The 20,228-nt window shown below is 36.4% G+C and carries 20 protein-coding genes and 1 other annotated feature; of the genes, 5 read left to right on the plus strand and 15 right to left on the minus strand.

Annotated features, from left to right (window positions below):
- Window positions 1–35 precede the first annotated feature (35 nt).
- The 9 genes from mecA to GHD00_RS05165 all read right to left on the minus strand — a co-directional run bounded on the left by mecA (window position 36) and on the right by GHD00_RS05165 (window position 10,308).
- On the minus strand, window positions 36–719 hold the full coding sequence (gene mecA / locus GHD00_RS05125) for an adaptor protein MecA (protein WP_163537070.1): 684 nt from the start codon (window positions 717–719) through the stop codon (window positions 36–38).
- 349 nt (window positions 720–1,068) lie between these two features.
- A complete protein-coding gene (gene spxA / locus GHD00_RS05130; RefSeq protein WP_163537071.1) occupies window positions 1,069–1,464 on the minus strand; it encodes a transcriptional regulator SpxA in 396 nt (131 codons plus the stop codon).
- A gap of 203 nt (window positions 1,465–1,667) precedes the next feature.
- Window positions 1,668–2,267: a GNAT family N-acetyltransferase gene (locus tag GHD00_RS05135; RefSeq protein ID WP_163537072.1), complete on the minus strand. Its 600-nt coding sequence runs from the start codon at window positions 2,265–2,267 to the stop codon at window positions 1,668–1,670.
- Between the two features lie 272 nt (window positions 2,268–2,539).
- Complete coding sequence (locus GHD00_RS05140; protein WP_163537073.1) at window positions 2,540–3,769, minus strand: putative glycoside hydrolase; 1,230 nt, start codon at window positions 3,767–3,769, stop codon at window positions 2,540–2,542.
- A gap of 164 nt (window positions 3,770–3,933) precedes the next feature.
- Entirely contained in the window at window positions 3,934–4,860 is a 927-nt protein-coding gene (locus GHD00_RS05145) for an ABC transporter ATP-binding protein (protein WP_163537074.1), read from the minus strand.
- 558 nt (window positions 4,861–5,418) lie between these two features.
- Window positions 5,419–6,459 (minus strand): ABC transporter ATP-binding protein, encoded by a 1,041-nt coding sequence (locus GHD00_RS05150; RefSeq protein WP_163537075.1) that lies wholly within the window; start codon window positions 6,457–6,459, stop codon window positions 5,419–5,421.
- A gap of 15 nt (window positions 6,460–6,474) precedes the next feature.
- Window positions 6,475–7,623: an oligopeptide ABC transporter permease gene (gene opp3C / locus GHD00_RS05155; RefSeq protein ID WP_163537076.1), complete on the minus strand. Its 1,149-nt coding sequence runs from the start codon at window positions 7,621–7,623 to the stop codon at window positions 6,475–6,477.
- Window positions 7,623–8,555: an oligopeptide ABC transporter permease gene (gene opp3b / locus GHD00_RS05160; RefSeq protein ID WP_163537077.1), complete on the minus strand. Its 933-nt coding sequence runs from the start codon at window positions 8,553–8,555 to the stop codon at window positions 7,623–7,625. The genes opp3C and opp3b overlap by 1 nt, the downstream gene beginning before the upstream one ends.
- Window positions 8,556–8,643: 88 nt before the next feature.
- The gene (locus GHD00_RS05165) at window positions 8,644–10,308 is read right to left on the minus strand and encodes a peptide ABC transporter substrate-binding protein (RefSeq protein ID WP_163537078.1); all 1,665 of its coding nucleotides are present in this window, start codon (window positions 10,306–10,308) and stop codon (window positions 8,644–8,646) included.
- A 679-nt stretch (window positions 10,309–10,987) separates the two neighbouring features.
- Between GHD00_RS05165 and GHD00_RS21400 the strand changes: the two genes are divergently transcribed.
- The gene (locus tag GHD00_RS21400) at window positions 10,988–11,344 is read left to right on the plus strand and encodes a DUF3899 domain-containing protein (protein WP_163537079.1); all 357 of its coding nucleotides are present in this window, start codon (window positions 10,988–10,990) and stop codon (window positions 11,342–11,344) included.
- Between the two features lie 74 nt (window positions 11,345–11,418).
- Window positions 11,419–11,611 (plus strand) — a binding site (T-box leader).
- A gap of 92 nt (window positions 11,612–11,703) precedes the next feature.
- Window positions 11,704–12,702, plus strand: a complete 999-nt coding sequence (gene trpS, locus GHD00_RS05175; protein ID WP_163537080.1) for a tryptophan--tRNA ligase — start codon at window positions 11,704–11,706, stop codon at window positions 12,700–12,702.
- Between the two features lie 143 nt (window positions 12,703–12,845).
- On the opposite strand, the gene GHD00_RS05180 is transcribed toward trpS, so the two are convergent.
- The 4 genes from GHD00_RS05180 to GHD00_RS05195 all read right to left on the minus strand — a co-directional run bounded on the left by GHD00_RS05180 (window position 12,846) and on the right by GHD00_RS05195 (window position 16,307).
- A complete protein-coding gene (locus GHD00_RS05180) occupies window positions 12,846–13,604 on the minus strand; it encodes a DUF3603 family protein (protein ID WP_163537081.1) in 759 nt (252 codons plus the stop codon).
- 125 nt (window positions 13,605–13,729) lie between these two features.
- Window positions 13,730–13,942, minus strand: a complete 213-nt coding sequence (locus tag GHD00_RS05185) for a YuzI family membrane protein (RefSeq protein WP_163537082.1) — start codon at window positions 13,940–13,942, stop codon at window positions 13,730–13,732.
- Window positions 13,943–14,095: 153 nt separating this feature from the next.
- Window positions 14,096–15,334, minus strand: a complete 1,239-nt coding sequence (gene fabF / locus GHD00_RS05190) for a beta-ketoacyl-ACP synthase II (protein ID WP_163537083.1) — start codon at window positions 15,332–15,334, stop codon at window positions 14,096–14,098.
- A gap of 37 nt (window positions 15,335–15,371) precedes the next feature.
- The gene (locus GHD00_RS05195; protein WP_163537084.1) at window positions 15,372–16,307 is read right to left on the minus strand and encodes a beta-ketoacyl-ACP synthase III; all 936 of its coding nucleotides are present in this window, start codon (window positions 16,305–16,307) and stop codon (window positions 15,372–15,374) included.
- A 151-nt stretch (window positions 16,308–16,458) separates the two neighbouring features.
- Here GHD00_RS05195 and GHD00_RS05200 point away from each other — a divergent pair, with 151 nt between their 5' ends.
- Entirely contained in the window at window positions 16,459–16,662 is a 204-nt protein-coding gene (locus GHD00_RS05200; RefSeq protein WP_163537085.1) for a hypothetical protein, read from the plus strand.
- Window positions 16,663–16,937: 275 nt separating this feature from the next.
- Here the strand turns inward: GHD00_RS05200 and GHD00_RS05205 are convergent, their stop codons facing one another.
- A complete protein-coding gene (locus tag GHD00_RS05205; protein WP_240468601.1) occupies window positions 16,938–17,915 on the minus strand; it encodes a BMP family ABC transporter substrate-binding protein in 978 nt (325 codons plus the stop codon).
- Between the two features lie 258 nt (window positions 17,916–18,173).
- On the opposite strand from GHD00_RS05205, the gene GHD00_RS05210 reads away from it, so the two are divergent.
- Together GHD00_RS05210 and GHD00_RS05215 are read left to right on the plus strand one after the other, a co-directional pair.
- The gene (locus GHD00_RS05210; RefSeq protein ID WP_163537087.1) at window positions 18,174–18,347 is read left to right on the plus strand and encodes a DUF2929 family protein; all 174 of its coding nucleotides are present in this window, start codon (window positions 18,174–18,176) and stop codon (window positions 18,345–18,347) included.
- A 79-nt stretch (window positions 18,348–18,426) separates the two neighbouring features.
- Window positions 18,427–19,257 carry an undecaprenyl-diphosphate phosphatase gene (locus GHD00_RS05215; protein WP_163537088.1) on the plus strand — a complete coding sequence of 277 codons (831 nt, stop codon included), beginning with the start codon at window positions 18,427–18,429 and terminating at the stop codon, window positions 19,255–19,257.
- Window positions 19,258–19,864: 607 nt separating this feature from the next.
- On the opposite strand, the gene GHD00_RS05220 is transcribed toward GHD00_RS05215, so the two are convergent.
- Window positions 19,865–20,176: a metal-sulfur cluster assembly factor gene (locus GHD00_RS05220; RefSeq protein ID WP_163537089.1), complete on the minus strand. Its 312-nt coding sequence runs from the start codon at window positions 20,174–20,176 to the stop codon at window positions 19,865–19,867.
- Window positions 20,177–20,228: the final 52 nt, after the last annotated feature.

Genomic DNA, 20,228 nt, shown 5'->3' on the forward strand with positions numbered 1-20,228 from the left:
AAAAAAATTAGGTACTCTTATTAGAATACCTAATTTTAACGGGCAAAGTTTTCTTTCACTTGTTCTAAAGCGTCATATTCGAAAATAGGTTTCCCATATTCTTCGACAACAAACATAGTGACAGAAGATTCATGACCATATTCAAGTATTTGACTAATTAAGTCTTCTTGTTCATCATCTGACAAATAATCCTCGTCAAAGCTTGTAATGAGCATGTATTTATCATCATAGAAGTACAATTCATCTCGCATACCTTCTACTGATTCAAACACGTGACTTAATTGAATAACATCTTCTAACTCTTTAAAGCTGACAACTACCACAAAATCATGACCAATTTGATATTCCACTTCCACTTCTTCCTTATCAAGGGGACCAAATTTTTCCTCTAACAAGGATTCAATTTTATCATCTACTGGCATATCAATTGTCTTACCTGATTCAGTTGGTAACTGTAAATTCTGTCCATCTTTAGAAATTTGTGCTTTTGTCACAACAATTTCAAGCCCTTTTTCTAGTGCTTGCACTTGTATCCATAATGGCCCATCTATTTGGAAATCTTCTTCGTTATAATTGACTTCATCCATTACTTGCCAGAATAATTGCTCGCTCTTTTCACGATTATACCAAATTTCTTCTCGATCAAAGCCACGATCTTCAATATCCATGTAAGAAATATAAAACTTAATGGTATTTTCATTAATTCGTTCTATTTCCATACACTAACTCTCCCTTCTTTATTGAATGATTGGGTTGGAAGGGATCATATTACATTTATCTAAACCCTTATAAATTATATACCCTGTTTGCATCAATTAAACCATTTTGAAAGGTGTTATTTCCATTGTATGATAATCATAGCTCATTTGAAAACAAAAAAACTTAAAAAATTAAATTTTTTAATGATGCTCCAGTATTATTATAGATTGTAGCTTATTCTAGCTCATTTGTCACTAGTCATTTTCTTCAATTTTTGAATAATTAGCTCATGCCTATTCAAAAAGTATAATTTAAGCGTTTTACTTTTCAACAGTGGAAAAAAAGCAGATCTTTAAAGATCTGCTTTTTTTAATTTACCATTCTTTGTGCTTCTTTTAATTGGAAAGTACGCACAGTACGCGGTAAGAAACGTCTAATCTCATCCTCATTATAACCAACTTGTAATCTCTTCTCATCTAAAATAATTGGTCTTCTCAATAAGCCAGGGTTTTCTTGGATTAATTGAAAAAGATCTTTTAAAGGAAGTTGGTCTAAATTAACGTTCAATTTTTGAAAAACTTTAGAACGAGTAGAGATAATCTCGTCTGTTCCATCTTCTGTCATTCTAAGTATTTCTTTAATTTCATCTAAAGTAAGTGGTTCAGAGAATATATTTCTTTCCGTGAAAGGAATCTCATGTTCCTCTAGCCACGCTTTCGCTTTTCTACATGATGTACAACTTGGCGAGGTATAAAGTGTTACCATGTAACTTCACTCCTCAAATTTTAAATGATTTATAATATAGATGCTGAATGCTTACACCTTTTATTACATTAAAATAAATTTAAATAACTTTCTATGTAATATAGTATACTACATATTGTAGTGGAATGATAGAGTGTTATGTGTATTTCTTCACTTTTTACATATATTTTTCCTTTCCCTCATTCCTTAAGATTAAAACATGATTATTCATTTTTTTCATCTTCTTTATCAATCGCCTGAAATATGTTATCTACATCACGATCATCATCATAAGAAAGCACTTCATCAACCGGTTGGTATGGCTTTCCATAGATCTCCTCATCTTTATAAGTATGGATATCTTCATACATTTTCTTCATCTGTTGATAAATTTGTTCTTCATTTTTTCCTTCTGGTGACCAATATAAGATTTCTAATGTGTTCGCTTCATCTGTTGCTAAAGATTTTCGTGTATAGCCAATTGATTCTGCATGTCTAAATCCTTCTCGTTGATAGAAGCGTAAACGCTTTGTCGAGTCAGTGTCTTGGTAGTCAAATGGTTCTACCTCTAAAATAATCGGTTTATTTTTCTCTTTTAATTTTTCCATTAATTCATGTCCTAACCCTTTTCCTCTTGCTTCTTTAGACACATAGACATAATCGATAAAAATAAAAGACGGAAATTCAGCATACATTAAAACATGGTAAGGGCCTTCATCCTTATAGTAAACATCTCCTTTTTCTTTTAATAATACTTCCATATGTTCCTTTGATTTCATTTCCTCTACTGGGAAATATTGATTTAATTTTTCATACCAATTCATTCACTTACTCCCCTTTTATCTACCCCATACTAATATGTTCCATTAACCGATTCCTTATACATCAATTACATTATACCCGATAACAGGGGTTTTTATCGATACTATTTTAAAAGAAAATTGATAAAGAAAAACTTGGCTTATCGCCAAGTACTCGCGAAAGCCTTAGTTTTACTTATACTTTGTACTTGAAAATTTTCGCTACATCGAATGGACATCCATTCTAAAATTTTATGATTACCTAACGTGTAAAAAAACCTCACTTTATAGTGAGGTTAATCTAATGGCGTGTAATCTACACCTTCTGTATAGGAGTTTCCAGCATTCCATAATAGAAACTCATCTACACCATTTTCGTTTAATGCTCGTATCTGTGCCTCTACTTCCTCCACACCATATTGAAACGTTGGTCCACTGTAGAGCCATGGTGCTTCAAAATCCTGAATCCAAGGTCTAGATAAAGGCGGTTCATCGAGATTTCCCAACACCTCATTTTCAACCTTCATATACTCGGTAACCAAACGATAAGGTTCTTGGTCTGGCTTATCAATGCCAAAGTACGGTGTCCAATGGCTTGGATAAATCATCGAGGAAATCACATCCACATTATCTGCAATTCTAGAAAAATTCTGGCCAATGCCTGGTGCTTCTTCAATTGTAGCTGAATACCCAAAAATATCGACGGAAACATCCACATCATAGTAAGCTAGTTCTTCTCTTGCATAAGCAACAAAGTCTGTTACAGCTTCCACTCTTTTCTTTACGTCGTTTAATTCTAAATCTTTAAAATCACCTTGATCATATTGCAATTCTTTATCTCGTTTTTCAAAACCTTCTGGAAAGCGAACATAATCAAACTGAATATCTTGGAAACCGAGCTCTGCAGCCTTTTTGGCTAACTCCACATTATAGTCCCAAACCTCTTTCTGAAACGGACTAACAAAAGCGTCTCCTTTTCCATTTTTCCAAACTTCTCCGTTTTTCGTAAACGATAGATCTGGCCGCTTTTCTGCTAACACAGTATCTTTAAAGACTACTATTCTCGCTATCGGATATATCCCTTTATCTTCTAACACTTCTAACATTTCTTTTGGATCTTTAATGAAATTCTGTGCTATATCTTCATAAGGAGACCCTTCTTCTGGGATGAATGTTAAATTGCCATGATCATCTTTAATATCAATTACCATTGCATTTAGTTCGGTTGAGTCGATTAAATTCAGTAAATCTTCAAATCTACTGCCACCTGCAGAATGTCCTGTAACATAGACTCCTCTTACCGCATCAGGATAGTTAAATTGGAACCCTGATTGAAATGTAAAACGTGCTAACTTTTCAGGGAGTTCGATGTCTTTTCCCATCAACTGCTTCACCTTATGTAAGGAAACCATTTTTTCATTATTGGATTGATCTTCCTCGTCAGCTAGAATAAAGCCAGCAGTTACCCAGATGCTTAGCAAAAAAACAAACACAATACTCATGGTGATACGCTTTCCATTATGCATGCTCATCAGTCTCCCTAAATAATTTTCTTCTTACTAACTAATATTATAAAGAAAAACTCAAAAAATGTTAATAAAACTAACAATTTGTCTAATTATTTTTTTACATATAAAAAGAGCTCTTACCTATAGTTATGATAAGAACTCTCATTATAACACTATCAGTCTTAAATTTTTTGTTTAATTGCTTTCATTTCCTTTGCCGAACACAATAGCCAGTGGTTCGGAATTACTTCTCTAAATTGTAAGTCTTCCCTTTTATCCATTTGGCTCGGATCATACGTTATTCTTTTTCTCGACCGTTCATAAGCTGGATCTGGCAATGGAATGGCGGAAAGTAGTGATTTTGTATATGGATGCAAAGGGTTTCTATACAATTCCTCACTATCTGCTAATTCGACAATTTTACCAGCATACATCACAGCAATCCTATCACTAATATATTTTACCATCGATAAATCATGTGCAATAAATAAATAAGTTAATCCATGGTCTTTTTGCAGTTTTTTCATTAAATTTACCACTTGTGCCTGTATGGACACATCAAGAGCTGAAATGGGTTCATCGGCTATAATAAATTCGGGCTCCATTGCTAACGCTCTAGCAATACCGATTCTTTGACGTTGTCCTCCACTAAATTCATGAGGATATCTAGAAGCATGTTCTTTATTTAACCCTACTGTTTCCAACAGTTGATGAACTCGTTTCTTTTTTTCATTTTTAGATTTCAAAAGTGCGTGTATATCCATGCCTTCCGAGATTATTTCGTTCACCGTCATTCTCGGGTTTAACGAGGCATATGGGTCTTGAAAAATCATTTGCATTTGTTGATTAAAGGCCTTTAAGTCTTTTTTAGATTTTTTCCCGTGAACCTTTGTACCCTTGAAGATCACTTTTCCGTCTGTTGCATCATACAGACGAATAATGGTTCTTCCAGTAGTGGACTTTCCACAACCTGATTCTCCAACTAAACCAAACGTTTCTCCTCTATAAATATCAAAACTGATCCCATCTACCGCTTTAATAATCCCTTTATTCCCTGTATGAAAATGCTGCTTTAAATCTTTCACTTCTAGAATTTTTTCCCGCTTCATGGTGTTCACCCTTTTATATAACTATTTTCTAAAAGATTGCTACTGTAAAACAAACATATTGCACAATAAACATAAACTGTGCAGTAATTTATAAATATTTTCCTTCCTCTCGTTTAAAGATGAGTGCTTAATCGTCGCTGCGGAAAAACACTCGCTTTCACCCTAGGGCACAAGTGCGACATCTACTCAAGCTTCCTTTGGTCGCTTTCGCAGTGTCTTCTTTGCCGTGGGGAACGCTTCAGCCTCCTCGGAAGCAAAGGACGCTTCCTGCGGGGTCTTCAGACTGTTCCTTTCCCACAGGAGTCACGCATTTTTCCGCAGCTTGGATTGGTGCTCGTTTTAAGTGAGAAAAAAACATATTCTTACTACTCACTAGCGGAAGAAATATACGTAGACTCCTGGGGGAACAGCGCGAGCTGAAGATCCCGCAGGCAGTTTGCTGCCGAGGAAGCTGAAGCCGTGCCCCCGGAAAGCGAAGTATATTTCTGGAGCGGTATTCAGAGCTTTTTCAAGGCTTATGTCGCAGTTTTGTTCTACTGTGTAGTAAAGAAAGTTTTTTTAACGTATATTGTCCTTTCCAAAACCTTGCATTCTCCTTTTCACAGCTGCTGGTGGGGTTAAGTTTGGTGCTTTTTCGTGCAGTAACCATGTCGCTGCATAGTGTGTATCGGAGACTCGAAACATGGGGGGTTCTTTCTCGAAATCTATTTGTAATGCATATTTATTTCTGGAAGCAAAGGCATCTCCTTTAGGTGGATGGGTTAAATCAGGAGGTGTTCCGGGAATGGTAAATAATTGTTCTTCTTCACTATCAACCATCGGCATAGACCCCAATAACCCCCAAGTATATGGATGTTTAGCATGATAAAAGACGTCATCCACCGTACCTATTTCTACTATTTTTCCTGCATACATAACTGCTACACGATCCGCAACATTTGCCACAACACCTAAATCATGTGTAATGAAAATAATGGATGTTTCCATTTTCCGTTGAATATCCTTCATCAATTCTAAAATTTGTGCCTGGATAGTTACATCAAGTGCCGTAGTTGGCTCATCTGCAATTAACACTTTGGGATTACATGCAAGCGCCATCGCAATAACAACGCGCTGTCTCATACCACCAGAAAATTGATGAGGATAATAATCCATTCTATTTTCTGGTTCTGGTATGCCAACTAAATGTAACAGTTCTTCCGATCTTTTTTTCGCCTCTTTTTTGGACATAGATCGGTGAAGAATTAACCCTTCCATTATTTGTTTCCCAATTTTCATGGTAGGATTTAGAGAAGTCATCGGATCTTGAAAGATCATTGATAAATCTTTACCCCTAATCTTTCGTAACTGTTTCTCAGATAGCTTCGTTAAATCTTGTTGCTCAAATAATATTTCCCCCTTAGTGATTCTTCCTGCTGGCTTGGAAATTAGCCCCATCAATGCTTTGGTTGTCACAGATTTACCAGATCCTGATTCTCCCACTATTGCCAAGGTTTCTCCTTTTTTTAAGCTAAAATGAACGCCTCTTACTGCTTGCACACTACCACCATACGTATCAAACGTTACATACAGATCGTTCACTTTTAATACATTTTCCACTATCATCAGCATCCTTTATCTTCGCATTTTTGGATCTAGTGCATCTCTGAGACCATCAGCCAAAATGTTAAAACCTATCATAAGCAGAGAGATAATAATGGCTGGAAATAGAAGCATATATGGGTAGACACGATAAGAATCAAACGCCGTATCAATTAACGTTCCTAATGATGCAATGGGAGGTTGTAAACCAAGTCCTATAAAACTAAGAAATGCTTCAAAAAATATGGCGCTAGGAATGGTAAACATCGTGTTAATAATGATAATACTTGTGACATTAGGAATAAGGTGTTTCATTAAAACTCGCTTATTAGAAGATCCCAATGTCCTTGCAGCTAAAACAAACTCATAATTTTTTAATTTTAATACTTGTCCTCGAACAATGCGGGCCATACCTATCCAGCCAGTAATCGTTAAAGCAATCGTAATCGCTAACAGTCCAGGATCAAGCAGCAAAATCATTAATATAACGATAACTAAATTAGGAATACCAGATAAAATCTCAATAATCCGTTGCATCACGTTATCTGTTCTTCCTCCATAGTAACCAGAAATCCCGCCATATAACACACCGATCACCATATCTATTAATGCTGCTAAGAACCCGATATATAAAGATATCTGTGTCCCTTTCCAAATTCGTGTCCAAAGGTCACGCCCCATACTATCTGTTCCAAACCAAAAATACTTATCTTCCAATGCTTTAGCTGCATAAATATCTACCTTTAATGCTACAAGGTAATAACCATTGTTCTCTTCTGATGGTTCTTCCAATATTTCTATTCCTCTTACATGTTGTTCCTCTACTTCATAGCTTTCTAAGCCTTTTTCAATCGCTTCGTCTTCTGTCTTTCCATAAGCTTCAAATATTTGAAAGCCATTCAATCCCGCCCACTCGAGCCCTTGTACTTTAGGAGGTAAATAAGCAGAATCATAATCCGTTTCCTTAATCGAATAATGATTCATAAATGGTCCAATGATAGCCATCAATAATAAAAACACTAAAACAAATAACCCTAAGATAGCACCTTTATTTTTCCTTAACCGAATCCATGCATCTTTCCAATAGGAGAGCTGAGGACGTGAAATGGTTTCATTTTCTTCCTCTGCCAAATGGACAGGTTGAAATTTCCCTGTATCCATTTGTTCTTTTTCTTTGTCCATTAGTCCTCCCCTCCTGTTAATCGAATACGCGGATCGATTACGCCATACAGAATATCGACTATTAAAATAACGACAATGAATAGAACAGAAAAAAGCATAGTCGTGCCCATAATAACAGGATAATCATTGGTACTAATGGAACGGACAAATTGTTCTCCAATTCCTGGTATCGCAAATATTTGTTCAATGACTAATGTTCCCGTCATTAAACTTACTGTCATTGGGCCTAATACAGTGATAACAGGAATCAAAGCATTCCTTAATGCATGTTTAAATAAAATGGAACCATTCGAAACTCCCTTTGCTCTCGCTAATTCTATATAATCAGAACCCAAAACCTCTAACATTTCCGTTCTCATAAAACGGGCACAAATAGCCAAAGGAAAAATCATGAGAGATATAGTTGGTAACACGGAATAGATAGGTCCTTCCCAAAAGGATGGAGGAAATATTCTCCACTTCACCGCAAAGTAAAACTGTAACACCCCTGCAAATATAAAGGAAGGAATCGAAATCCCAATTACCGCTGCAATATTAGATATATAGTCCGCCCATAAATTATGCCGTATCGCAGCAATCATTCCTAGCGCGACACCTAAAAGCGAACCAACAATTAGCGCCTGAGCGCCTAATGTAGCGGAAGGACCAATTCGCTCTAAGATAATATCGGTTACGGCACGATTATCATACTGAAAGGAAATACCTAAATCACCCTGTAACATGGCTGCCATGTATTGAAAATATTGAACAGGCACTGGTTCATCTAGTCCATACTTTTGCAACAAAATTTCTTCTTGTGCTTCTGACATTTTGCCACCTAAGTTATTAAAAGGGGAACCTGGTAGCAGCTGCATGAGGAAAAAGGTAATCGTTGCGATAATGTATAATGTAATAACCATGTATATAAGACGCTGAATAATATATTTAGCCAACCCATGCACCTCCTATTGGCTATGCTTTGTCCGTTTATTATGGTGGAAAAGCAGAGATACTATGACTTAGATATACTCTATTTTCCTGTTAGTTCAAAACTTTCTCGTTTTTTTGTATATCTACATACTTAAAACTATAATCATTACCAAACGGATTGAGCTTATTCATTTCTTTGACATAATCCTTAGACAATACCGAAGTCTTCCTTTGCATAATCGGTGCAATTCCAGCTTCTTCTAACAATATTTTTTCTGCTTGCTGCATAGCTTCAAATCGTTCAACTGGTTTCATAGCTAGTTCACCTTTAGCAGCTTGTACTAATCGGTCATATTCTTTATTTGAATAACCTATGTCATTGTTTTCCCCATCTGTTACCCAAAGATCTATAAAAGAGATAGGATCTTTATAATCAGGTCCCCAACCTGAAACAGCTAACTCGTAATCTTGTTTTCTCATAATTTCTAATTGCTGCCCCCAAGGTACATTCATAGTATCAATGGTTAAGCCTTCTAAATTACTCTCGAGTTCTGTTTTCATAAATTCACTTATATCCTTAGCTTCTTCACTATCACCGCTTAGAAAACTCAACGTCATTTCTTCAAATTCTAGTTCCTTTTTAGCCGTTTTCCAGAATGCTTGAGCTGCTTCCACATCATACTCCAATACATCACTACCCGTTTGAAAATCCTCTCCTGTTTCCGGATGCTCAACGAAATTTTCTGGAACAAAGAAGTTTACTGGATTAGAATCATTACCGTAAACAACATCTATATAAGCTTGCTTATTAAAGGCCTTTGCTAAGGCTTTTCTAAAATTTACATTTTGGATATACTCCCCAATTTTTTCTGATTCTTGATTAAATTTCATCCAAAATACAGATGTTTCAAATATGGATTGAAACTCCGGATTCGTTTGATTATCTCTTACTTGTAGACCGCTTAATGGAACACGATCTAATTTTCCAACCTCATAATTGGACAAGCGAGTATTAGCGTCTTTAATAACTTTTACTGAAATTCCATCAAGTGATACATTTTTTGCATCCCAGTATGTTTCATTTCTTATTAACTCCCAAGTATCTTCCGCTTTCCATGTCGTCATTTTAAACGGACCATTTGATAAGATATGATCTGGTTCTAAGGCATAATCCTCTCCCTGATCCTCGATGAACTCTTTATTAGCTGGTAAAAATGTCGGAAATGCGGCATATGAATCAAAATATGGTACTGGCTTTTCTAACTCCACAATGAATGTATGTTCATCTGGTGCACTGACTCCTAATTTTTCTGGAGCTAATTCTCCTTCATAAATCTTAGCTGCATTTTTAATTTTTCCACTCATAAGATAATTAGCATAAAAAGAACCATTCTCAGGATTAATGGCACGTTGCCAACCGTAAACGAAGTCATCTGCTGTAACAGGATCACCGTTCTCCCACTCTGCATCTTCACGCAAATGAAAAGTATACGTTTTTCCATCATCACTTATTTCTGTTTCTCCCTTTTTAGCAATACCTGACACAATTTTCCCTTCAGGAGCCAGACGATATAACCCCTCGTATATAGTGTCTGCATATTGAAGCGACACATTGTCTTCCGCTAAAATAGGGTCCATTGTTGGGATGTCGGAAGAAGAAGAAATATATAAAACTTTCCCATCCATCCCACCTGTTTCATCGTTTCCATAACATGCGGTTACAAAAAATAACAATATACAAACACCCAAAAGACAACATAGCCTTCGTTTCACCATGTATAAAGCACCTCCCTTTTTAAAGTAGGCCATTCTATAAAAGCTTGTTCCTATTAAATAAACCCTTATTGTACAACATCCATATAATACGCAGTAACTTTGAACAGTTTCCCTCTCACTCTGTTCACGATGAGTGCTTAATCGACGCTGTGGAAAACACTCGCTTTCACCCAAGGGCACAAGTGCGACATCTACTCAAGCTCCCTTTTGGTCGCTTTCGCAGTGTCTTCTTTGCCGTGGGGAACGCTTCAGCCTCCTCACTCACCAAAACCGTTCGCCTGAGGGGTCTTCAGACTGTTCCTTTCCCACAGGAGTCTCGTATTTTTCCACAGCTTGGATGGGTGCTCGTTTTTAGTGAGAAAAAATACATTTTCTTAATACTCACAAGCGGAAGAAATATACGTAGACTCCTGGGGGAACAGCGCGAGCTGAAGATCCCGCAGGCAGCTTGCTGCCGAGGAAGCTGAAGCCGTGCCCCCGGAAAGCGAAGTATATTTCTGGAGCGGTATTCAGAGCTTTTTTAAGGCTTATTGCGCAGTTTGGTTCTACTGTGTAATAAAAAAGAAAAGAGCAAAAAATATAGAATAGATTATTATATTTACATATAAAAAGACGAATTGTGTGATAATATAAATAGTTTTTCTGTTCACTAAGTTGAAGAAAGAGTTGATACCTAATCATGAAACATATTTTTCTATTTTGTTTACATATTCTATTTTGTTTCATTTTTGTCATATTATGTATTAGAAGTGTATCGTTAGAGGCTTTCATTAATATTCTTTTTTATTTGAGTGCTTTTTACCTCATAACTGGTTTACTACTATTTGTCATAAAGAGGGGATTTTTCGACCAAGCAGCCATTAGTTTTAGTAAAGTTTTTAAAAACGGAAAAATGATATCTTATGAATGGATATTTAAAGAATGGAGATTACCATCGGAAAAAATATCTGCATGGCCTGTTTCGTTTTTTCTTCGAAACGGTGTGTTTTTTGCTATTTTGGATATTTCCCTGCTTTTTCTCTATTATCAATATTAATATTGTTTTCTTTCTATTAACTTGAAAAATAGCCCCATTTTCTTTATAATTTCTATACAAATACTATATTGAAAAAGCAGGGAAATGAGAGTACTTCTTTTCCACTAGTAGAAGAGAGTTCGTGGCTGGTGTAAACGGACACTATGAAAAGAAGGAATTGGGACTTCCTATGGAATTAGCTTTTTAATCGTATCTAGGCGTTAACTAGAATAAGTGATCACTTTATCGTGATAACAAGGGTGGCACCGCGGTTCATTCGTCCCTTTTCTCAAGGGGGAAAGAATGGGCTTTTTTATTTTGTATAAAGAGAGACTTCCATCAGTGGATAGTTACATAGGAAAATTAAATGAGGTGACAATATGAAAACTATTTTTTCGGGGATTCAGCCTAGTGGTTCTTTAACCTTAGGAAATTATCTAGGAGCAATGAAACATTTCGTTGATTTACAAGAAGATCATCATTGTTATTTTTGCGTAGTAGATGAACATGCTATCACGGTACCGCAAGATCGATTAAAGTTACGTGATAACATTAAATCTCTTGCAGCACTTTATATCGCTTCAGGTATTGATCCAAATAAATCAACTCTTTTTATTCAATCAGAGGTACCAGCACATACTCAATTAGGCTGGATGCTTCAAACGGTCAGCTATATCGGAGAACTGGAAAGAATGACACAATTTAAAGATAAATCTAAAGGGAAAGAAGCGGTATCAGCAGGTTTATTAACCTATCCTCCTTTAATGGCTGCTGACATTTTGTTATACAAAACAGATATCGTTCCAGTTGGAGAAGACCAAAAGCAACATTTAGAGTTAACACGTGATTTAGCACAGCGTTTTAACCATCGCTATAACGATATTTTCACGATTCCTGATATAAGTATTCCAAAGGTTGGTGCTCGCATCATGTCACTACAAGAACCAACCAAAAAGATGAGTAAATCAGATGATAATCAAAAAGCTTCTATTTTTATATTAGATACAGAGAAACAAATTGAGAAAAAAATCAAAAGTGCTGTAACCGATTCAGAAGGCATCGTAAAGTATGATAAAGAAAATAAACCTGGAATTAGTAACCTTTTAACCATTTATGCAAGCTGTACTGGTGAAACAATCGAAGAATTAGAAGGAAAATATGAAGGAAAAGGTTATGGAGAATTTAAGCAAGATACTGCCAATGCTGTGATTGATGCACTAAGACCTATTCAGAAAAAGTATGAGGCACTTATCCATTCAGAGGAATTAGATGAATTGTTAGATCACGGAGCAGATAAAGCAAATGCTGCTGCTACTAAAATGTTAAGAAAAGCAAAAAAAGCAATGGGCTTAGGTAGAGTGCATAAAAAGCGTAAATAGTTTACCTGTAAGAACTTCATTGGCCTACACGTTTCAAATGGCACAAACAAAAGGAGCTGTCTTAAAATCTAGGTTACTGTACACGCATCTGTGTACATTTGTAACCAACCTTATAAGACAGCTCCTTTATTTACGAAACTCTACTATGGCCTTAATGATTTTGTTGGATTCTCTTCTTGTTCTTTTTCCCATATGTTTTCATAATAAGAGTGACCTTTGACAATCTGTTTACAGAAATTTTCATGACGTTTACTCCAACCATCTGAAACCTCGTGATACAATATACCCCACGCTTGATCAAAAGACATTTCTTTAATTTCACAATATTGATCTGGTGCCCATTCCGTTAACCAATACCGCACTTCTTCTAAACATTCTCCTGCTTCTAACTGATCTAATGCTATCATTAACAATTGTTTAAGCTGACGTTCTCTTCTCGTAAGTCCTTGCATTTGTTGAGGTGGCAGCGATAGGATATGATATTCCTTTTGCTCTTTCCCCTTTATCTTATAACTTTGGGGTTGTCTACCTTCAATTAATTCTAATACTAGTCTTTCTTGTCGTGGAATTAGACGACTTTTTCGCATCGGAATATGGTAACCCATTGTATCAAATACCATGATGGATGTTCCATCTGTTACTATACTTGCATAATCGAGTGGCTTACGCTCTTGATTTTTTCGAATATATGCTCGTTTATGGATCTCATCAAGCATGGACTTCGGAATATCTTGTAAGTCATTTTCTAAATATTGATAAGTCATAGAATCAATATACAGAACCGGCACTTGATCTAAAATTTCAATCCCATCAGACTTTCTCCATTCATGGAATGGACAGACATTATACCCATTTTCTTCACCTTCAAACCAATTCACCCATACATCATGCAAATACAACATATGACGAACCCTCACTTTTAAGCTAATCTTTTTCTTAATCTGAACTGCCATTGTTTATAAAATTACAAGTTGTTTTCTTTAAAAACAGTATGGCCAAAATATGAAAATTTATTCTTCTCTTTCTATTATTTAACAGAAATGACACTTAGCTTTTGGATGGAGAGTCCCATTATGATAAGTCCGATTAGAAAAAAATAGCATTCCGCCTTCGACTGTATAATGGCTACATAGTCTAAGAGTGTTAGTCCTGCTGGGATAAAGTTTAAATATAAAATAATCGAAATGCCACCAGATATCGATAAGCCAAATCCAACTAAAAAAAAGAGAATATAAAGCATTTTTTCACCTGCTTGTCTGATGATCATCTTTTTTACATTATATGTCCAAGCTTTACTTCTATGAAGAAAAGCTTCACCATAAGAAAAAGAGGCTGACTAAAACATCACTATTACGATGTTTACAGTCAACCTCTTTTTATCCATATCAAAACATTATTCAAATTTTTTAAAGATTAAGGATACATTATGCCCACCGAACCCTAGAGAGTTACTTAATGTAACATTTACTTTTCTCTCTTTTGCTTCATTTGGCACGTAGTTTAAATCACACTCTTCATCAGGTGTTTCATAGTTAATGGTAGGTGGAACAATTTGCTCCTGAATTGATTTAATACAAGCAATCGCTTCTATTGCACCTGCTGCACCTAACAAGTGACCTGTCATAGACTTCGTAGACGAAACATCCAGCTGATAAGCATGGTCTTTAAATACTGTTTTAATCGCTTGTGTTTCGAAAGAGTCATTATAAGCAGTACTTGTACCATGAGCATTAATATAATCAACTTCCTCTGCTGCCAATTCAGCGTCATCCATAGCTTGTTGGATCGCTCGACTAGCTCCTTCCCCTTCAGGTGCAGGAGAAGTAATATGATAAGCATCTCCAGAAGCCCCATAACCAACAATCTCAGCATAGATAGTCGCGCCCCGTTTTTGAGCAGATTCTAGTGATTCTAAAATCAGAATTCCAGCCCCTTCTCCCATGACAAAACCATCACGGTTTTTATCAAATGGACGGCTAGCTGTCTTCGGATCTTCATTAAAAGACAAAGCTTTCGCTGTGGAGAATCCTGCAAACGACATTGGTGTTAAAGGCGCCTCTGCTCCACCTGTAATCATATAATCGGCATCTCCACGTTCAATGACTTTAAAAGCATCTCCAATAGAGTTTGCACCAGAAGCACATGCTGTTACGGAACAATTATTAATACCTTTAGCTCCTAATTGTATAGATACTTGACCTGATGCCATATCTGCAATAAGCATTGGTACGAAAAAGGGGCTAACGCGACGATATCCTTTATCCACAAATTTACGGAATTGTTCGTCATATGTGGCCATACCACCGATACCAGAGCCAATCCAAACACCGACTCTCGGCGCTATTTCATCTGTTATTTCTAGCTTGGCATCTTCTACTGCCATTTTTGCTGCAGCTACTGCATATTGTGTAAAGAGATCCATTCGTTTGGCTTCTTTTTTATCCATATATTTGGTTGCATCAAAATCATCTACTTCCCCAGCTACTTTGGCTGGAAAATCATCTTTATTTACTTTTGTTACATAATCAATACCAGATTCTCCAGCTTTTAAGTTATTCCAAAATTGTTCCACTTCATTACCTAATGGTGTAATCGCACCAAGTCCGGTAATAACAACTCTATTTTTGTCCATTGCTTTTCCTCCTTATCAAAATGAATCTATAATTTCGTTATTTGCCCCATTTTAGTGCAACCGCGCCCCAAGTGAGGCCACCGCCGAACCCGACTAATACAATAAGATCATCATCTTTTATTTTACCGTTTTTTACCCCTTCAGATAAAGCAATTGGTATAGAAGCAGCAGAAGTATTTCCGTATTTATTCACATTTACTGCCATTTTATCTTCTGATATACCTAATCTTTGTCTAGCGGCATCCATTATACGGATATTCGCTTGGTGAGGAATTAAATAATCAACATCCTCTTTAGCATAGCCAGCTTTTTCTGCTACATAAACGGAAGACTCTGGCATTTGGCGAACTGCAAACTTAAAGACTTCGCGTCCATTCATATGAATAAAATCACCTGTTTGTGCTAAGTGTGGGCCTCCACTGCCATCTGCACCTAGTTCAAATGATAGTACACCTCTATCTTCGCTCACAGGCCCCATTACTGCAGCACCTGCTCCATCTCCAAATAAAACACATGTATTTCGGTCTTCCCAATCCGTAATTTTGGACAGTTTTTCAGCTCCTACAATAAGAATATGTTTATAAGCGCCTGTTTCAATAAATTGTTTGGCTGTAATGACACCATACATAAAACCTGCACATGCCGCACTAACATCCATTGCTGCAGCATTAGTTGCCCCTAGTGCCTCTTGCAATTTACAAGAAACGGTCGGAAAGGACTGGTCTGGTGTTACGGTAGCTACTAATATAAGATCTAACTCCTCGCCTTTTACACCTGCTTCTTCTAAAGAAACCTTAGCAGCCTCTAACGCCAGATCAGATGTCTCTTCTTGATCTGCAGCAATTCTTCGTTCTTCGATGCCAGTTCTTGTTCTAATCCACTCATCGTTCGTGTCAACGATTTTTTCCATATCAAAATTAGTTAACACTTTTTCTGGAACATAATGCCCTGTTCCTAAAATACCTGCTTTCATTTATATCCTACCTCTCATAGGGTTATCATCAATTATTAAGACTTGGTACTAATTTTAATCGATATTGTTGTAAATTTCAAGTTGCCTCAAGCGTCTTTTGCCTATACTGCTGTTCTTTTTGTTCATAGAATATTCTACGGGGGTGTTTTTTATGTTTCATCAAGACCGTTCTAATCCACAACCAAAGAATAGATTTGATGAAATGATGTTCGGAAAAACATCAAATAGCTCAAATCCACAAGAAGAAAAAGACTCCAACGAATCAGCAGACTTATTCGAAACAGCACAATTAATAGCAGACACATATCAAAAGCTTTCTCCATATACGAAAGCTATTAAAAAATTCTTTAAGTAATCAGTAAGAAAAGGAGCTGTTTAATAAGTTAAGGTTTTGATTTTTCTCTGATGCAACAACTGTAATATGCAAGACTCCTCATGACGAGCGAGCCTAAGAGACTCCACAACGAGGGACAAGTGAGGAGGCTTGCGGGAAGCATGCGGTATAGAAAAAAACTGCTTAAGCGATTTTTGCTTAAGCAGTTTTTTGACTTATGCCCTTTGGGTGAAAGCGAATATATTCCAGTTGTGTGTACAGGGAAGCTCACTATAGGACAGTTCCTTCCCTGCTCTTTATTTTGTTTCTTGTTGATGTGGCAACAATCCGGTCGTTTTATACTCATCAATATCTTCTTTTAATGTACGAATAAATGGTTCTGGAACTTGATCGCTAAAACTCCCCATCGATATTACTTCCTCTGGGAAACCAAAATTATAGACACCACCAATAATTTCCCCATTTTCTATTTGTTCAAAAGCATATACATATAATTTATCGACATGCTGTACTGTGCTTGTTAATACACTTTGTCCTCCAATATTACTTTGGTCATTGACAAAGCCAATCGATTGTATTCCTTGCTCCATTGCTGATTCGATAATTGGAATACTATAGGCATCCCCAGCTGGATAAATGGTATCTACATTATTAGCAATCATTGCGTTATAATGCTGCATTGCTACCTCTTCATTATCCCAACTGTAAACATATTTAATATCTACATTGACTTGATCATTTTGATACTGAACACCTTCATAAAAGCCTTCAACCTCGGGCTGCCACTCATAGGCAGCAATAATTCCTACTTTATTAGTTTCTGTCATTTTACCTGCCATCATTCCAGCAAAAAAACCCATCGGCATTGAATTAAAATTTAAGCTAGTAAGATTATCACCAGAGTAACCCCCATTGACATAAAGAAAATGAATATCGGGATAAAACGTATGAATTTGTTGAAAGAACTTTCCGTAAATACTGCTATGTCCAATAATTAAATCCACACCATTGTTTGCAAATTCTTCTATCACTCTTTTTGTTTGTTGCCTAGTTTTAACTTCTTCACGAAAGTAAACATCCACATCATGCTCTTCCTTCAATTCAAGCAAACCTCGGTATCCTTTATTTCCCCATGTTTGATCATTAATGGAATTCTCTATGAGCATCCCTACTTTTTCAATTTTCTGACTTTTCACAGTCATATTACAACCTGTTAGTAAGGAAAAGGTAAAGATGGTACCAATCAATAACATGATCCCAGAAACTCTAATCAATATCCGCACTCCCATTTATAGCAGTTTCTTTTTCTACGTTTGATATAAAAGTTTATATAAAGCAATTTTTCTCATCTTAGGACTATTTTATCGCTTACAGCCTTATCCGTAAACCAAAGAGATATGGTCAATTAGGATTTGCATTTTTTTATTTATTTTCTTAATAAACTTTGGTAAACTATTATAAGATAAAACCTGTTACGGATTATCCGTATAAAACAAGTACATATAAAAACGAGAAAAATAAGAGGTGAGATCATGAAATATTTAATGGCCATCATTTGGGCAGTATTGTTCAGCTTTTTAGTAGCGTATGTTTTATCCAGTATGGCAGGAGAAATGTTTAGCGTTCCATCCGTACTATCCATCGCTGCCGTCTTCACTATTATTGTGATTATACTTGGCGACGGCATACTGAAGGAAGAAAATTAATAAGTATAATAGTACTTGTTCAACCCTTGTCACATTTATTGGCAAGGGTTGATTTATGAAAAATATAGGGGGATAAATAATGGAAATGTGGCAGGACCTTTTGTTATTGTTAAAATATTTGTTCCTTGGGGTACTACAAGGCTTTACAGAACCGATCCCCATATCATCAAGTGGACATTTAGTCATTGTACAGCAATTGTTTGGGGTAAAGGCAGAGAATGACTTATCGTTTGAAGTGCTCGTAAACTTTGGGTCATTACTAGCTGTTTTAATGATTTACAGAAAGGATTTAATTCGAATAACCATTAATGGTGTGAATTACATTACAACACGTCGAGAACCTTATCAAGCAGACTTTATGTTTATCATTTACCTTATTATTGCTACGATCCCCGCAGCTGTGATTGGATTATTGTTTGAAGATCAAATAGCCGGTGTATTTGGTCGAGCGAAAATGGTTGGCATCACATTAATTATAACAGGTATTGCATTATGGATAATTCGAAATTTACGAGGAAGTAAAAATGATGGAGCACTGACAGTAAAAGACGCTTTAATTGTAGGGTTTGCTCAAGCTGTTTCTTTAATTCCCGGTATCAGCAGATCTGGTGCTACGATTGTTGCCGCCATGCTTCTTGGTATGAAACAAGAAACTGCCTTACGATTTTCCTTTCTTATGTTTATTCCAGTAAGTTTAGGTACGCTTGTTTTATCTATCGGTGATGTAGTGAGTAACGAAAATTTCGATGCATTGTGGATTCCCTACACCATCGCTTTCATCGCCTCTTTAATTGCGACGTATTACTCTCTGCGCTGGTTTATGAACGTGATGGCACGAGGCAATTTAAAATATTTTGCTTTCTACTGCTTTATCGTAGGTTTTATAGCCTTTATCTTTATACAAGGATAAGAAATTATAAAAGTTTTTATAACGTTTGAAAATAATCAAGCTTTCTTTATAAAAGCCTGTTTTCTAAAAGGGCTTTACTTTTCAAATAAATACCATTGCATAATATCCATATACTGCGCATAATTTTAGCATGACTTTCTACCATTCTTCGGAAGCTGAGTGCAAAGAATCGCTTCGCCAAGATACTTCGCTTCATTTGGTGTTCTGATTGAAGAAAGACCGAGTACAAAGAAATGAATTTCGATGGATCTACACTTCCAAAAGGCAGAACACCTTTATTAGCGTAGGCAGAATACAGAGACTCCTGTGGGACAGCGAGAGCTGAAGATCCACTTGGTAAAGCGGGTTTCTTTACCAAGTTAGCTGAAGCCGAGCCCACGGAAAGCGAAGTATTCTGCCGGAGCGGATGATAGCACACACCTCCAATTAGAATGGAAAGAAGCTTCACCGAGACAACTTTTCACTATTGCGCAGTTGTTTGGTTCTACTATGTAGAAATCAACAAAGAAGTAGGAAAAGCCATGAAAAAATAGAGGTACGAATCATGATGTGATTGTACCTCTATTTTTCACTCGTCTTATTTTCTTCGGTTAGGCATCAGTCGATTTTAATCAGGAATACCTAAAGCTATTTTCGCATAACGTGACATACGGTCTTTAGACCAAGGTGGATTCCATACGATATTAACGTTTGTATCTTTTACCTCAGGAATATCCTCCATAACACGCTTAACATCTGCCTCAATGTGCCCGGCTAATGGACATCCCATCGCTGTTAGCGTCATAGTAACTGTAGCTACACCGTCATCGTCTAAATCAACACCATATACTAATCCTAAGTTAACAATATCTATTCCAAGCTCCGGGTCAATTACATTTTCCAAAGCTCCCATTAGATTTTCTTCAAGTGCTTGATCCATTTGTGTTCCCTCCTTCTTCCATCTTACAGCTCTTTCATTTAGCATGTTTCCT

This window comes from Gracilibacillus sp. YIM 98692, assembly GCF_010993965.1.
Taxonomy (GTDB): Bacteria; Bacillota; Bacilli; order Bacillales; family Amphibacillaceae; genus Gracilibacillus.

Coding starts and splice junctions, on each gene's coding strand:
- GHD00_RS05185 (WP_163537082.1), bottom strand. CDS start 13,942: ATGCTTTATATTCTCTTTTTTTTAGTTGGATTTGGCTTATCGATATCT.
- mecA (WP_163537070.1), bottom strand. CDS start 719: ATGGAAATAGAACGAATTAATGAAAATACCATTAAGTTTTATATTTCT.
- GHD00_RS05200 (WP_163537085.1), top strand. CDS start 16,459: ATGTTTCATCAAGACCGTTCTAATCCACAACCAAAGAATAGATTTGAT.
- GHD00_RS05140 (WP_163537073.1), bottom strand. CDS start 3,769: ATGCATAATGGAAAGCGTATCACCATGAGTATTGTGTTTGTTTTTTTG.
- GHD00_RS05165 (WP_163537078.1), bottom strand. CDS start 10,308: ATGGTGAAACGAAGGCTATGTTGTCTTTTGGGTGTTTGTATATTGTTA.
- opp3C (WP_163537076.1), bottom strand. CDS start 7,623: ATGGACAAAGAAAAAGAACAAATGGATACAGGGAAATTTCAACCTGTC.
- fabF (WP_163537083.1), bottom strand. CDS start 15,334: ATGGACAAAAATAGAGTTGTTATTACCGGACTTGGTGCGATTACACCA.
- GHD00_RS05195 (WP_163537084.1), bottom strand. CDS start 16,307: ATGAAAGCAGGTATTTTAGGAACAGGGCATTATGTTCCAGAAAAAGTG.
- spxA (WP_163537071.1), bottom strand. CDS start 1,464: ATGGTAACACTTTATACCTCGCCAAGTTGTACATCATGTAGAAAAGCG.
- GHD00_RS05145 (WP_163537074.1), bottom strand. CDS start 4,860: ATGAAGCGGGAAAAAATTCTAGAAGTGAAAGATTTAAAGCAGCATTTT.
- GHD00_RS05135 (WP_163537072.1), bottom strand. CDS start 2,267: ATGAATTGGTATGAAAAATTAAATCAATATTTCCCAGTAGAGGAAATG.
- GHD00_RS05210 (WP_163537087.1), top strand. CDS start 18,174: ATGAAATATTTAATGGCCATCATTTGGGCAGTATTGTTCAGCTTTTTA.
- GHD00_RS05220 (WP_163537089.1), bottom strand. CDS start 20,176: ATGGATCAAGCACTTGAAGAAAATCTAATGGGAGCTTTGGAAAATGTA.
- trpS (WP_163537080.1), top strand. CDS start 11,704: ATGAAAACTATTTTTTCGGGGATTCAGCCTAGTGGTTCTTTAACCTTA.
- GHD00_RS21400 (WP_163537079.1), top strand. CDS start 10,988: ATGAAACATATTTTTCTATTTTGTTTACATATTCTATTTTGTTTCATT.
- GHD00_RS05215 (WP_163537088.1), top strand. CDS start 18,427: ATGGAAATGTGGCAGGACCTTTTGTTATTGTTAAAATATTTGTTCCTT.
- GHD00_RS05180 (WP_163537081.1), bottom strand. CDS start 13,604: ATGTTGTATTTGCATGATGTATGGGTGAATTGGTTTGAAGGTGAAGAA.